The sequence below is a fragment of the Shewanella sp. GXUN23E genome (assembly GCF_050865035.1).
Taxonomy (GTDB): domain Bacteria; phylum Pseudomonadota; class Gammaproteobacteria; order Enterobacterales; family Shewanellaceae; genus Shewanella.
This window is the reverse complement of the sequence record NZ_JBOZWP010000026.1, coordinates 1-13376: the sequence shown is the minus strand read 5'-3', so window position 1 is coordinate 13376 and position 13376 is coordinate 1. Positions and strand designations below refer to the sequence as shown.

Below are 13376 nucleotides of genomic sequence, written 5' to 3'. Positions count from 1 at the left end.
AACAAAAGCCCCCGACAGCTGAACTGCGGGGGCTTTTTACCGGAACGGCTATTGATTGGTGTGGTTTAGAGCACCATGGCCGCTATCCAGCCAAACACCAGCAATGGGATGTTGTAGTGAATAAAGGTGGGGATGACACTGTCGCGCATATGGTCATGCTGGCCATCAGCGTTCAGACCTGCAGTCGGTCCCAGTGTTGAATCCGATGCCGGTGAGCCGGCATCGCCCAGGGCGGCGGCAGTGCCAACCAGAGCAATGGTGGCCGGTACCGAAAAGCCGAAACTCAGTGCCAGTGGCACATAAATAGTGGCAATAATCGGAATGGTCGAGAAGGAGGAGCCGATACCCAGGGTGATCAGCAGTCCCACAGCCAGCATCAAAAACGCTGCCAATGCCTTGTTGTCGCCCAGCATACCGCCAATGGCAGACACCAGAGTGCCGACTTCGCCGGTAGCCTTGATCACCGCGGCAAACCCTGCCGCTGCAATCATGATAAAGCCAATGTTTGCCATCATGCGCACACCCTGATTGAAGATGTCCTGATCTGCCACATGCTTGAGTGCACCGGAGAAGCTGAACACCATAAAGCCGACCAGTGCGCCGAAGATCATCGAATCGGTATACAGCTGCACTGAGAGGGTGGCGACAATCGCCAACAGGGCTATCACAATATTGCGCTTGTTGATTTTCTCTTCCGGCTCTGCGCGCAGAATTTCCTGCTCATTGTACTCTCTGGGTTTGCGATAGCTGATAAAGACCGCGGTCAACATCCCCAGCAGCATGCCCAGTGCCGGTAACATCATGGCAGGAGGAATTTGACCTGCCGTTGCTGCCAGCCCGTTGGTTTTCAGGTTTGCCAGCAGAATATCGTTCAGAAAGATGCCGCCAAATCCCACGGGCAAAATCATATAAGTGGTGACCAAACCAAAGGTCAGCACACAGGCCACCATACGCCTGTCCAGTTTGAGTTTGGACATCAGATGCAGCAGTGGCGGTACCAGAATAGGGATAAAGGCAATGTGGATCGGTAACAGGTTTTGTGAAGAAATAGCCATGGCCAGCAGAGCAATCAATAGCCCCCAACGTACCATCCTGGTATTGCTGTCGTTGGGCTCTTTGCCCACAGAGCGGATCAGCTTATTGGACAACAGAGTCGTTAAGCCGGAGTGGCTCAGCGCCACGGCAAATGCTCCCAACAAGGCGTAGCTCAGTGCGATTTGGGCTCCCCCTCCCAAACCTGTGTTAAAGGCTGCAATGGTCTGATGCAGGTCAAGTCCGCCAAGCAAACCGGCCACCAGAGCACTGATGGTCAGAGCGATCACGACATTGACCCTGGCCAGGCTCAGGGCCAGCATCAGGCTCACAGCGACAACGACTGCGTTCATATTTGAATTTTCTTATTTTAAGTGACAAAGCCGATAGTTTTTACCGGGTTTTGCGCCAATGTCCAGTGTAAAGCGCGTGATTGCTCGAAAACTGCCTGACTGTGTGACTTTGCCGACGGATGAGCCTGCGGGGTTTTAAGTTCTGAGTCAAAATTTCAGCGAAACCATGATATTGATCCTAAATAGGTTGTCTGTGCGGGCCAAGTTCTTATAATGCCAATTGATTTACGGGAATAATCCTTAGCTCAGTCCATAGATGGAGGTATTAAATGAGCGTATTAGTTGGCCGTCCGGCCCCGGACTTTACCGCTGCGGCAGTGTTGGGTAACGGTGAAATCGTTGATAGCTTCAACCTGACTGCTGCCATCAAGGGCAAGCCAGCCGTTGTATTTTTCTACCCACTGGACTTCACCTTCGTGTGTCCTTCTGAGCTGATCGCTTTCGATCACCGTATGGACGAATTCAAGAAGCGTGGTGTTGAAGTGATCGGCGTGTCTATTGATTCTCAGTTTACCCATAACGCATGGCGTAACACCCCGGTTGACAAGGGCGGCATTGGCCAGGTGCAGTACACTCTGGTTGCTGACGTGAAGCATGACATCTGTAAAGCCTACGATGTTGAGCACCCAGAAGCCGGTGTTGCCTTCCGTGGTTCTTTCCTGATCGACAAAGAAGGTATGGTGCGTCACCAGGTAGTGAACGATCTGCCGCTGGGTCGTAACGTTGATGAAATGCTGCGTATGATCGATGCGCTGCAGTTCCACGAAGAGCACGGTGATGTATGTCCTGCTGGTTGGGAAAAAGGCAAGAAGGGCATGTCTGCCAACCCAGACGGCGTAGCTTCTTACCTGGCTGAAAACGCTGACGACCTGTAACAGGGATTCTGCGATAAGTTCCTTTAAAGCTGCCTGCGGGCAGCTTTTTTTATGCTTGTCTTGAACCTGACGCCTTCGTTGATTAGCTTATCCTAAAAAAATTGGGAGACAGGGCGGTATGGAAAATAAAAGCTGGTTTCAACAACCTGAGATGATCGTTGGGCTGTCGGCACTTCTGGTCAGTCTGGTGGCCGTGGGGGTAGCGCTGTACTCAGCGTATATCGACAGAGCTTATGCCAGAGCCTCTGTTTGGCCCAGGCTGGAGGTGGGCAGATCATTTAACTCTGACGTCTATGCCTATCTGGTCACCAATAATGGTACCGGACCAGCAGTGGTAAAATGGGCCGAACTGACGCTGAAAGGCAAACCTCAAATTCATTGGGATCAGTACATGGCCAGCATAGCGGGGGACAAAAAGCCGGACGCTGATACGATTCACTATAGCCAATCCCATATCTCAACCAGTGTTCTACCAGCGACCAAACAGATTAAGGTGATGTCCAGTGACAAGCCAGAGCTGATTGCCTTACTCCATAAGGCATCATCAGAAACAGAGCTTAAACTCTGCTATTGCTCCATTTATGATGAGTGTTGGACGACCAGCTGGAAGCAGCCTCAGCCTCTTGCTGTGGACGAGTGCATTACGCCGCAGCAGGCTTTTAGCCAATAAAAAACCGGACTCAAGTCCGGCTCTTTATCACTGAAATATGAGTTACTCTGCTGAGTTATCATTGTCACTGGATGCTGATTCAGACTCAGCATCAAGGACAGGTATTGGCCAGCCGCCCAGGGCTTTCCAGCGATTGACGATATAACAAAACAGCTCAGCGGTGCGCTCTGTGTCGTACAGTGCGGAGTGGGCCTCTTTGTTATCGAAGGGAATCCCCGCCATTTTACAGGCTTTCGCCAGAACGGTATGACCAATAGCCAGTCCTGCCAGGGTTGCCGTATCAAAGGTGGCAAAGGGGTGGAAAGGCGAGCGCTTGATATCGTTACGTTCAATGGCCTTGCTGACAAAACCATGATCAAAGGCGGCATTGTGCGCCACTATGATACTGCGGTGACAGTCCGCGGCTTTCTGGGCTTTTTTCACTTTTTTGAAAATATCCAGGAAGGCTTCTTTTTCACTCACCGCCCCGCGCAGAGGATTGTTTGGGTCAATGCCGTTAAAGGCGAGCGCCTCTGCTTCAAGATTGGCACCTTCAAAGGGCTCAATGTTGTAGTGCAGCGTTTGATCCAGCTCCAGTTCGCCCTGCTCGTTCATCTTGAGCATGGTTACGGCAATTTCCAGCAACGCATCGGTCTGGGCGTTAAACCCTGCCGTTTCCACATCGATCACTACCGGGAAATAGCCGCGGAAACGGTATTTCATCTTGTTGGCGTCGCTAATCTCGCTCATAACTCTCTCGGGCAAAAAATCGAGCCGGTATTATGCTAAAGATAGCCTTAAGTGTCATGCCTGATTGGCTGAATTATCAGCTAAAGGTTCGAATATTTTTGCCGATAAAGGATTAGTTTGAAGCCTTCCCGGGAGTCGCGAGCGCTATGTCGAAAACATTGCTGTGCCTGCTTTGCCTTGGGATCTCCTTTTCTGCAGTGGCTGAACTCAGGCATTATCGGGCAGGTCTGGATGATTCTCAGTGGCGTTTTTCAGCCAGTCCCCGTATTGAATGTCGTCTGGAACACGATATTCCTGCATACGGCAAGGCGGTTTTTGTCAGCCGGGCAGGAAAAGAGCTGAATATGGCTTTTACTCTGGATATGTGGGCAAAACCTGATGCAGCCACCAAAGCCGTACTTATCAGCAATGCGCCGCGCTGGCGCCCCGGAGTTCCGTCCCATGAGATCACCTCGCTGACTTATCACAAATACTTTAATGGCGAAGTACCTAAAAAAGCGGCCTGGTCGATGCTCAGTGAGCTGGAGCGGGGGATGGAGCCGACTTTTTACTACAGAGACTGGTATCAGGCTTCCAATCAGGTGGCGGTGGGACTCTCTGCGGTCAATTTCGGTGGTAAATATACAGACTTCAAGGCTTGTCTAGCATCGCTGTTGCCGTACAGTTTCGATGATATTGCCTTTACTGTGCTCAGTTATCACAGTGGCGGCTCTGAACTGACTGAATTTTCCAAGACCCAGCTTGCACGGGTACAGGAATACCTGACTTATGATCCTGAGGTCGAACTGGTATTGGTGGATGGTTACACCGACAGCTATGGAGGTCGCAGTGTCAACAAACGGGTCTCTGAGCAAAGAGCGGGGAGCGTGAAAGCACTGTTGGTGTCAGGCGGAATACCGGAAGAGCGTATTTTAACGGCCGGGCATGGAGAAACCCGTCCCATCGGGCCGGATGGAACGCCGGAGCAGCGGGCTCTGAATCGGCGGGTTGTGGTCAGAATCAGTAAATAAAGCTGGGGCAATGATCTTTTTAAGGCCTGGTCTGCACAAGACCGGGCCTTTTGCTTTGAATTGTTGCCGGTGAATTTGTTGGCTCAGGAATGCTGCGGATAAAAAAAAGCCCGCTATCAGGGGTAGCGGGCCGCAAAATAAAGCATTGCAATCAACAAATTGAAGGAAGGAAGTCAAGCATAAGAACCAGGGATTGACAGATGTGAAAGATTTCACACAAGTCAGAAGTTCTTGTTTTCACTGCCCGCAGTTGGCGGGAGCTTCCTGAAAACGAGGAGAATTTTAGGTCGAAAGGGAGCTTCTGCCAAACGAGAAATATTCTGATTTCAGATAAGTAAATCTAATGGCATTCTGGGTGAGCCAGGTCACGCAAATTCAGTGAAATCGTCATTAACAGTAAGATACTCAGAATATTTGCATATTTAAGCGGTTCACTGCATCGCATTATGAAAACGAATTGTTAAAAGCGGTGATCGGTGAGGCACAATCGATAGATTGATTTGCAGATATCGCAAACAGGAAGCGGCAGATTGCTTTGGCGATATCCTTTGCCATTACAGACTTACATTTGTTGACAGTCCAGGAGCGGACCGGCGTTGCTTTGTTATCAATTCTTTGTATAGTAGCCAAACCCCGGGTGGCCATGCCGGATAGCGCCTGCAGCGCTTGTCACAGGGGCAATCAACTGACAAAGGGCACTCCCTGCATGTTCCTTTCAGATTGCCCGGTTTCGTGCTGTGCGGCCAATCTGCAGCATCGTTCCAGACCCAAATTCGCCGGGAACAAACAAGAAAGATAACAAGGAACCAAGATGACAATACTCACAGGAATGAAGCACAGCGCCATTGCGCTGATGCTGGGAAGCGCATTGACTGCCTGTCACTCCACAGATACTCCAGCGACTGACGCCACTTCAGGAGCATACCAATACCCCATCAGCCAGACCGATGATCTGGTTGAAACCCTGCATGGTGTGCAGGTGGCTGATCCTTATCGTTTCCTTGAAGTCAATGACGCCAAAACCGAAGCCTGGGTTAAAGCGCAGCAGGTTTTCGGTCAGGATTATCTGGCCAATATTCCCGGCAAGCAGGTATTGGTGGACAGGATTACCGAATTGTGGAACTACGAAAAGGTAACCGCGCCATTTGAACACGGTGACAACCAGTTCTATTTCCGTAACGATGGTTTGCAGGCTCAGTCCGTGTTGTACGTCAAGGGTAAAGACGGTCAGGAAAAAGTGCTGCTCGATCCCAACAAGCTGTCTGAGGATGGCACGGTGGCGCTGTCAGGTTTGTCTGTCAGCAATGACGGTAAAACTCTGGCTTATGGTGTCTCCAGCTCTGGCTCAGACTGGCAGCAGTGGCAGTTTATGGATGTCGGCAGTGGCAAATTGCTGAGTGATAAACTGGAGTGGATCAAGTTTTCATCTGCCCAGTGGGATCACGACAACAAGGGCGTATTCTACTCCCGTTACGATGCACCGGCCGGTGGCGACAAACTGGCGGATGTGAATTTCAATCAGAAGGTGTACTACCACAGAATTGGCACTCCTCAGACTGACGATCTGCTGATCTATGAGCGCCCACAGAATAAAGATTGGGGTTTTTACAGCACAGTGTCTGATAAAGGCGACTATTTGCTGATTTCAGTCTCCCAGGGGACGGATTCCCGGAACCGTTTCTTCTATAAGTCACTGACCCAGAAAAATGCGCCTGTGGTTGAGCTGGTGAGCGAGCTTGAGGCCGAATACAGCTTTATCGGTAATGATGGTGCTGTGTTTTATTTCAAGACCGATTTGAATGCACCCAAGGGCAAAGTAATTGCCATCGATGTGACCAGGCCAGCCAAAGCCAACTGGCAGACGCTGATCCCGGAAAGTGAAGACACCTTAAGCAGTGTTGACATCGTCAACGACCATTTTGTCGCGACCTATATGCATGATGTGCTCGGTAAAATGTCTATCTACAGCCTGGGCGGCGTGAAGCGTCAGGATGTGGCATTGCCGGGGCAGGGCACAGTGTCCGATGCCAGTGGCAAGCGCAACAAGGATTACTTCTACTACAGCTTCAACTCCTATGTGCAGCCAACCACCATCTACAAATACGATTTCCGCACCGGTGAGTCGACTGTATTTGCTGAGCCCAAGGTCGCATTCAATCCGCAGGATTATGTGTCTGAGCAGGTGTTTTATACCAGCAAGGATGGCACCCGAGTGCCCATGATGGTGTCCTACAAAAAAGGGCTCAAGCGCAACGGTGATAACCCGACTCTGCTGTATGCCTATGGCGGATTCTCGATTTCCCTGACCCCAAGATTCAGCCCGGCCAACATCGCCTGGATGGATATGGGCGGTGTGTACGCTGTGCCTAATCTGCGCGGCGGCGCTGAGTATGGCGAAGCCTGGCATCAGGCCGGTATGCTGGACAAAAAGCAAAATGTGTTTGATGACTATTATGCCGCTGCCGAGTACCTGATTGACCAGCAGTACACCAATCCGGGCAAGCTCGGTGCCTATGGCCGCAGTAACGGTGGTTTGCTGATGGGCGCGGCGGTGACTCAGCGCCCTGAGCTGTTTGCCGCTGTGTTGCCTGCGGTCGGGGTACTGGACATGTTGCGTTTCCACAAGTTCACCATCGGCTGGGCCTGGGCCAGTGAATATGGCAGCGCTGAAGATGCTGAGCAATTCAAGACGCTGTTGGCCTATTCGCCTTATCACAATCTGACTGAGCGTGAATATCCTGCGACCATGGTGATGACCGCTGATCATGACGATCGCGTGGTGCCGGCACACAGCTTTAAGTTTGGTGCCATGATGCAGCAAAAGCAGCTGGGGGATGCGCCGGTGATTATGCGTATTGAATCCAAAGCCGGTCATGGTGCAGGTAAACCGACCGCCATGCGCATTGACGAGTTTGCTGACATTTATCTCTTCCTGTGGGAAAACTTTGGTCTGAAGATGCCAAAGAGTCTGTAAAAAGCGACAAAAAGCATGAAAAGGGGCACTTTTGCCCCTTTTTTGTGTCTATTGCTTTATCTGTCAATTTGCATGCGGGCGTTATATGTGGTGGCATTCACTTCCCGTTGCGGGACAGGTATAGTTAGGCATCTCTTAACGCACTGAAATTGCAGCACCGACTTTATGTTTTATTGGCCTATTTCTGTTTATTACGAAGATACTGATGCCGGTGGTGTGGTATACCATGCCAATTATCTTAAGTTTTTCGAGCGAGCCCGGACGGAATGGCTCAAATCCATGGGGATTGGGCAGACTGAACTGCTCGCTCAGGATATTGCCTTTGTGGTCAGTCACGCCGATATCAACTTCCGGCGCCCGGCAAAGTTTGAGCAGACGCTGGAGGTGGTCTCCAGCATCAGTCAGCTGAAACGGGCATCACTGAAGTTTCATCAGCGTCTGGTGGATGCCGATGGTCAGTGTTATTGCGAGGCAGAAATTACCGTTGCCTGCGTTCAGTTGTCCTGCATGAAACCTCATGCAATTCCCCCTTTTATTGTTCAGGAGTTTGAAAGTGCACGCTGATATGTCGTTTGTCGGGCTGTTTATGCAGGCCAGTTTGTTGGTGAAACTGGTGATGCTGACACTGCTGAGTCTGTCCATTATGTCCTGGGCGGTGATTATTCAGCGTCGCAGTCTGCTGACCAAGGCTCGGGCCAACATGCTCAAGTTTGAAGACAAATTCTGGTCCGGTGTTGACCTGAACAGACTGTATGCTGAATTGCAGGCCCGGGGGGAGCAAAACTCCGGCATGGAGGCGATGTTTGTTGCCGGCTTTAAAGAGTTTTCCCGTTTAAGTCAACTCAGTGGCCGGACGCCCTCTGCGGTGATGGATGGCAGTTACCGTGCGATGCGGGTGTCGCTCAACCGCGAAGTTGAGGCGCTGGAAGCCAACCTGCCGCTGCTGGCCACCATTGGTTCCACCAGTCCTTATATTGGTCTGTTTGGTACTGTGTGGGGCATCATGAACTCCTTTATTGCTCTTGGCGCGGTGGAAAATGCCACTTTGGCTATGGTTGCTCCCGGCATTGCTGAAGCGCTTATTGCCACGGCCATCGGTTTGTTTGCCGCCATTCCGGCGGTTATCGCGTACAACCGCTTTGCCACTCAGGTAGAAAAGCTTGAACTGGCCTACGCCAACTTTATGGACGAGTTCTCCAGCATCCTGCATCGTCAGGCCTACAGCGAGAAGGAAGCCGTGTGATGATGCAGGGTTATCAACGCAAACGCCGGCGGCCGGTGGCGGAGATCAACGTGGTTCCCTATATCGACGTCATGTTGGTGTTGCTGATCATCTTTATGGTGACCGCGCCCATCGTGACTCAGGGTGTCAAGGTCGACTTGCCTCAGGGCAAGGCCGAGGCATTACCTGCCGAAGGTAAACCGCCGGTAGTGGCCTCCATTGATGAGTTTGGCGATTACTATCTGGATATTGGCGCTGCGGCCAGCCATGAAACCCTGGATTTGGAAGAGATTGCGGTGCGTGTGGCCGCGATTGTGCAATTGGAGCCAGAACGTCCTGTGGTGGTGAAGGCTGATAAATCCATCGCCTATGAAAAAGTGATCCAACTAATGGTGACCTTGCAGGGGGCTGGTGTGCCGTCTGTTGGCCTGATGACCGAATCACCGGAGGAAAACTGAGTTGGCAAAACAGGATTTAACGGTTCCTATGCTGATTTCAGCCGGAATTCATCTTGGCATCATAGGCTTATTGGTACTGGGTGTCGACTTTGCGGTTGACGCGCCCAAGCCCATACCACAGCCAGTGAATGAGCCTATTGTGCAGGCCGTGGTGGTCGATCAGCAAAAGGTGGCGGCTCAGGTGGAAAGACTCAAGCAGCAAAAGCTGGATGAGCAACGCAAAGAGCAGGCCCGTCAGGAGGAGCTGGATCGCAAAGCCCGTGAAGCCAAACAGGCCCGCGAGCGCGAGCAGGAGCGTATCCGCAAACTGGAAGCTGAACGCAAGCAGCAGGAGCAGGAAACCAAACGTGCTGCAGAAGCGGCTAGGGTCGCCAAGCAAAAAGAGCAGGAAGAAAAACAGAAAGCGGCTGTTGCGGAAGCTGAGCGTAAGCGTAAGGAAGTGGAGAAGGCCGCGGCAGAAGAAGCTGCCCGTAAAGCGGAGGAAAAACGCAAGGCAGAAGAGGCGGCGGCCAAGAAAGCGGCTGAAGAGCGTAAACGCCGCGAAGAAGCAGAGAAAAAACGCCAGGCTGAAGAGAAAGCCCGTCGTGAGCAGGAGCGCATGATGGAAGAAGCCATGGCGGCTGAGCAGGCTGCACTGGCATCGAGACGTAATCAGCAGGTAGTATCGGAAGTATCACGTTACACTGCCATGATCAAAGCCACCATCCAGCGAAATCTGGTGGTAAACGAGGCGATGCGGGGTAAATCCTGTCAGGTGTATATTCGTCTGGCGAAGGATGGCTTTGTGACGGCAACCAGGGTGCTCTCCGGGGACTCGACAGTTTGCCGCGCGGCCGAGGCGGCCATTACCCGGGCCGGACGCCTGCCGGTGTCGCCTGAGGCCGATGTGTACCAGCAGCTCAAAGAAATCAATCTCACAGTACAACCTGAGTTTAATTAAGGACGTCTCATGAAAATCCTGGGGAAAATTTTTGCCCTGTTGTTGATTGTGGTCAGCCTGCCGTCAAAGGCCGCGCTGGATATTGTGATTACCGAGGGGGTCGATACCGCACGTCCGATAGCGGTGATGCCCTTTGTTTGGCAGGGGACAGGCCCGGTGCCAGAGCAAATTGCCAATGTGGTGATGTCGGATCTGACCCGCAGCGGTACTTTTAAGCCAATCGCCCTGACTGCGCTGCCTCAGCAAAACATCAGTCAGGTGGCGCAGTTCAATCCTTCTGCCTGGGCCAATGTTGATGCAGAGGCGCTGGTGATGGGCTCCATCAAGCCTCATGGCACGAACCAGTATCTGGTGGAATTTGAACTGATTGATTTGATCAAAAACCAGATGCAGGTTGCCCAGGGCAAAACCGACAGGGCCGATTTGCTGATGGACAGCCGCCAGACCGTGATCTCCGCCAGCCAATTCCGCCAGTATGGTCACAGGATCAGTGATGTGGTGTTTGAGAAGCTGACCGGTATTCGCGGTGCATTCCTGACCCGCATCGCCTATGTGGTGGTGGATCATTCCAAGCCCAAACCATACCAGTTGATGATTGCCGATTATGATGGTTTCAACGAACAGATGTTGCTCAGTTCACCTGAGCCGCTGATGTCGCCTTCCTGGTCACCTAATGGTCGCCAGCTGGCCTATGTGAGTTTCGAGAACCGACAGGCCGAGATTTTTGTGCAGGATATTTATACCCAGGTGCGCAAAAAGGTGACCAGTTTTCCCGGTATCAATGGTGCACCGGTATTCTCACCTGACGGCAAGAAACTGGCGGTAACCCTGTCAAAAGACGGTCAACCGGAAATCTATACGGTGGACATTGCCACCGGCGCCATCAAGCGTATTACCAATCACTATGCCATCGATACCGAGCCATCCTGGTTCCCCGATGGCAACGCCCTGCTGTTTACTTCAGAGCGGGGGGGGCGTCCTCAAATTTATAAGGTTGATCTGGCTTCCGGCAAGATTACCCGTATGACCTTTGAAGGCGAGTGGAATCTGGGCGGCAGCATTACGCCCGACGGCCGCAGTATGGTGTTTGTCAACCGGACCAATGGCAAGTTCAACATTGCCCGTATGGATCTGCAAACCGGCTTTATGCAGGTTTTGACTTCCACACGTCTGGACGAATCGCCCAGTGTGGCGCCCAATGGTACTATGGTGATTTATGGCACTACCCACAATGGTCGTCAGGTGTTGGCTGCAGTGTCGATGGACGGACGGTTTAAGGCTCGATTGCCGGCGGGGCAGGGAGATGTGAAATCACCTTCCTGGTCGCCATTTCTCTGATTAACGATTCAAACGAAAAGGATAAAAACATGGAACTGAACAAATTGTTGAAAGCCATAGCCGTTGCACTGCCGTTGATGGCACTGGGCGCCTGTAGCTCAACTTCCGAGTCTGGCACTGATGCCACCGAAGGTGTCGGCAGCAGCACCAGCTCATCTGGCTCAGTAACCGGTGGTGTAGAAACTGGCAGTGCCAGCCAGATGCTGACACCGGAAGAGCAGCAGCGTCAGAAAGAGCAGGAGCTGCGCCGTGAACATGTCATTTACTTCGATTTTGACCGCAGTGAAGTACAGCCAGAGTTTCTGGAAATTATTCAGGCTCATGGCAATTACCTGGTGGAGAATCCCAATGTGCGGGTGTTGATTGAAGGTCATGCCGATGAGCGTGGCACTCCTGAATACAACATTGCTTTGGGTGAGCGTCGCGCCAAAGCCGTGGCCAAGTTCCTGCAGAGCATGGGCGTACTGCCAGGACAAATGAGCATTGTCAGCTACGGTGAAGAGAAGCCACTGGATCTGTCCCGTACCGATGATGGATTTGCCAAGAATCGTCGCGCCGTATTGGTGTACTGATAGTCAGGAAAACAACACATGAAAAAAGCGGTTTTGGCCGGCTTGATTTTCATGGGAGCGGGGGCGGCAATCGCCAGCCCTGCTCCGGTTGAAGATCTGGGCAGCGGTAGTGCCACCGATAGAGTGGCACGCCTGGAAAGAATTATTAAAGCCAAGCAACAGGCAGACTTTGAACTGCAGAACCGGGTCGATACTCTACAAAGAGAAGTGCTGGATCTGCGAGGCCTGGTTGAGCAGCAGAATTATCAACTTAATCAAATGCTCGAGCGTCAGCGTCAGTTGTATGACGAAATCGCTCAGTTATCAGCACAAAAAACCAGTGTTGCGGTCACGCCAGTGGCAACTGCACCCATGTCAACAGGAACCGGCGCCGCCACGGCAACACTTGGCGAGACGGCCAGTTATCAGCATGCGCTCGATCTGGTGCAGAAAGAGCGTAAGTATGATGATGCTATCCTCGCGTTCCAGGATTTCATCAAACAGTATCCACAGTCCAGCCTGATCGCCAACGCTTACTACTGGTTGGGGCAGCTGCAATATAATAAGAGTGACTATGCGGCAGCCAAGCAGGCGTTTACGTCAGTGGCTGTTCGTTATAAAGACTCCAATAAACGTGCAGACAGTTTATTGAAGTTGGGACTGATCGCAGAGAAGAATGGCGATAAAACGTCGGCCAGAAATCTCTATCAGCAGGTACAAAAAGAGTACGCCGATACCTCCTCAGCCCGTATTGCTGCTCAACAATTAGCTGGTCTTAAAGGTTAATTAATTAAAAAATATGCGCTTAGTCTGTTTTTCAGGCAAGCGATTGGAAAACAGGATTTTGCACTTGCATGCAAAGCCGAAAAAGGTATTATAGGCGCCCTCGGAGCGGCACAGTCCGCAACGAAGCACGATGAATGGGTCGTTAGCTCAGTCGGTAGAGCAGTTGGCTTTTAACCAATTGGTCGAAGGTTCGAATCCTTCACGACCCACCAAATCAACAAGTTAGCATTGTCTTATGGCAGTATCTAACTAAGGTTTTGGGGTTCATCGATAATACCTTGTGGGTCGTTAGCTCAGTCGGTAGAGCAGTTGGCTTTTAACCAATTGGTCGAAGGTTCGAATCCTTCACGACCCACCACTTTCTCTTTGAGGAAGTCCGCAGTCTGATAACAGGTTGCACCACAATATGGGTCGTTAGCTCAGTCGGTAGAGCAGTTG

At 51.7% G+C, this 13376-nt stretch carries 13 protein-coding genes and 2 tRNA genes; 13 read left to right on the top strand and 2 right to left on the bottom strand.

The features are described from left to right. Nucleotides 1-65: 65 nt before the first annotated feature. Entirely contained in the window at nt 66-1385 is a 1320-nt protein-coding gene (locus tag ACRRUX_RS18070; protein WP_432532938.1) for a Na+/H+ antiporter family protein, read from the bottom strand. Between the two features lie 269 nt (nt 1386-1654). On the opposite strand from ACRRUX_RS18070, the gene ACRRUX_RS18065 reads away from it, so the two are divergent. Further along, entirely contained in the window at nt 1655-2260 is a 606-nt protein-coding gene (locus tag ACRRUX_RS18065) for a peroxiredoxin (protein ID WP_432532935.1), read from the top strand. Between the two features lie 118 nt (nt 2261-2378). Then, nucleotides 2379-2930: a hypothetical protein gene (locus ACRRUX_RS18060; protein ID WP_432532932.1), complete on the top strand. Its 552-nt coding sequence runs from the start codon at nt 2379-2381 to the stop codon at nt 2928-2930. Nucleotides 2931-2972: 42 nt separating this feature from the next. Here the strand turns inward: ACRRUX_RS18060 and rnt are convergent, their stop codons facing one another. Next, nucleotides 2973-3659 carry a ribonuclease T gene (gene rnt / locus ACRRUX_RS18055; RefSeq protein ID WP_432532929.1) on the bottom strand — a complete coding sequence of 229 codons (687 nt, stop codon included), beginning with the start codon at nt 3657-3659 and terminating at the stop codon, nt 2973-2975. A 146-nt stretch (nt 3660-3805) separates the two neighbouring features. Here rnt and ACRRUX_RS18050 point away from each other — a divergent pair, with 146 nt between their 5' ends. The 11 genes from ACRRUX_RS18050 to ACRRUX_RS18000 all read left to right on the top strand — a co-directional run bounded on the left by ACRRUX_RS18050 (nt 3806) and on the right by ACRRUX_RS18000 (nt 13296). Continuing rightward, nucleotides 3806-4669, top strand: a complete 864-nt coding sequence (locus ACRRUX_RS18050; RefSeq protein ID WP_432532927.1) for a flagellar protein MotY — start codon at nt 3806-3808, stop codon at nt 4667-4669. A gap of 811 nt (nt 4670-5480) precedes the next feature. Continuing rightward, nucleotides 5481-7643, top strand: coding sequence for a prolyl oligopeptidase family serine peptidase (locus tag ACRRUX_RS18045; protein ID WP_432532925.1), 2163 nt, complete (start codon nt 5481-5483; stop codon nt 7641-7643). A 165-nt stretch (nt 7644-7808) separates the two neighbouring features. Beyond that, on the top strand, nt 7809-8207 hold the full coding sequence (ybgC, locus tag ACRRUX_RS18040; RefSeq protein ID WP_432532923.1) for a tol-pal system-associated acyl-CoA thioesterase: 399 nt from the start codon (nt 7809-7811) through the stop codon (nt 8205-8207). Continuing rightward, nucleotides 8197-8886, top strand: coding sequence for a protein TolQ (gene tolQ, locus ACRRUX_RS18035; protein ID WP_432532921.1), 690 nt, complete (start codon nt 8197-8199; stop codon nt 8884-8886). Before ybgC ends, tolQ begins: the two co-directional genes overlap by 11 nt. Further along, on the top strand, nt 8886-9323 hold the full coding sequence (gene tolR / locus ACRRUX_RS18030; RefSeq protein ID WP_432532919.1) for a protein TolR: 438 nt from the start codon (nt 8886-8888) through the stop codon (nt 9321-9323). The genes tolQ and tolR overlap by 1 nt, the downstream gene beginning before the upstream one ends. A gap of 28 nt (nt 9324-9351) precedes the next feature. Continuing rightward, complete coding sequence (gene tolA, locus ACRRUX_RS18025; protein ID WP_432532917.1) at nt 9352-10263, top strand: cell envelope integrity protein TolA; 912 nt, start codon at nt 9352-9354, stop codon at nt 10261-10263. Between the two features lie 9 nt (nt 10264-10272). Further along, complete coding sequence (tolB, locus tag ACRRUX_RS18020) at nt 10273-11601, top strand: Tol-Pal system beta propeller repeat protein TolB (RefSeq protein WP_432532915.1); 1329 nt, start codon at nt 10273-10275, stop codon at nt 11599-11601. 29 nt (nt 11602-11630) lie between these two features. Beyond that, complete coding sequence (gene pal, locus ACRRUX_RS18015) at nt 11631-12173, top strand: peptidoglycan-associated lipoprotein Pal (RefSeq protein WP_432532913.1); 543 nt, start codon at nt 11631-11633, stop codon at nt 12171-12173. Nucleotides 12174-12191: 18 nt separating this feature from the next. Beyond that, the gene (ybgF, locus tag ACRRUX_RS18010) at nt 12192-12938 is read left to right on the top strand and encodes a tol-pal system protein YbgF (protein WP_432532911.1); all 747 of its coding nucleotides are present in this window, start codon (nt 12192-12194) and stop codon (nt 12936-12938) included. A gap of 136 nt (nt 12939-13074) precedes the next feature. Next, a tRNA-Lys gene (locus ACRRUX_RS18005) sits at nt 13075-13150 on the top strand. A gap of 70 nt (nt 13151-13220) precedes the next feature. Further along, nucleotides 13221-13296 (top strand) — tRNA-Lys (locus tag ACRRUX_RS18000). The last annotated feature ends 80 nt before the right edge of the window (nt 13297-13376 follow it).

What these genes read in the sequence shown, in the direction of transcription:
- ACRRUX_RS18060 (WP_432532932.1), top strand. Translation starts at nt 2,379, where the DNA reads ATGGAAAATAAAAGCTGGTTTCAACAACCTGAGATGATCGTTGGGCTG.
- tolA (WP_432532917.1), top strand. Translation starts at nt 9,352, where the DNA reads ATGCTGATTTCAGCCGGAATTCATCTTGGCATCATAGGCTTATTGGTA.
- pal (WP_432532913.1), top strand. Translation starts at nt 11,631, where the DNA reads ATGGAACTGAACAAATTGTTGAAAGCCATAGCCGTTGCACTGCCGTTG.
- tolR (WP_432532919.1), top strand. Translation starts at nt 8,886, where the DNA reads ATGATGCAGGGTTATCAACGCAAACGCCGGCGGCCGGTGGCGGAGATC.
- ACRRUX_RS18065 (WP_432532935.1), top strand. Translation starts at nt 1,655, where the DNA reads ATGAGCGTATTAGTTGGCCGTCCGGCCCCGGACTTTACCGCTGCGGCA.
- ACRRUX_RS18050 (WP_432532927.1), top strand. Translation starts at nt 3,806, where the DNA reads ATGTCGAAAACATTGCTGTGCCTGCTTTGCCTTGGGATCTCCTTTTCT.
- tolB (WP_432532915.1), top strand. Translation starts at nt 10,273, where the DNA reads ATGAAAATCCTGGGGAAAATTTTTGCCCTGTTGTTGATTGTGGTCAGC.
- ybgC (WP_432532923.1), top strand. Translation starts at nt 7,809, where the DNA reads ATGTTTTATTGGCCTATTTCTGTTTATTACGAAGATACTGATGCCGGT.
- rnt (WP_432532929.1), bottom strand. Translation starts at nt 3,659, where the DNA reads ATGAGCGAGATTAGCGACGCCAACAAGATGAAATACCGTTTCCGCGGC.
- ybgF (WP_432532911.1), top strand. Translation starts at nt 12,192, where the DNA reads ATGAAAAAAGCGGTTTTGGCCGGCTTGATTTTCATGGGAGCGGGGGCG.
- ACRRUX_RS18045 (WP_432532925.1), top strand. Translation starts at nt 5,481, where the DNA reads ATGACAATACTCACAGGAATGAAGCACAGCGCCATTGCGCTGATGCTG.
- ACRRUX_RS18070 (WP_432532938.1), bottom strand. Translation starts at nt 1,385, where the DNA reads ATGAACGCAGTCGTTGTCGCTGTGAGCCTGATGCTGGCCCTGAGCCTG.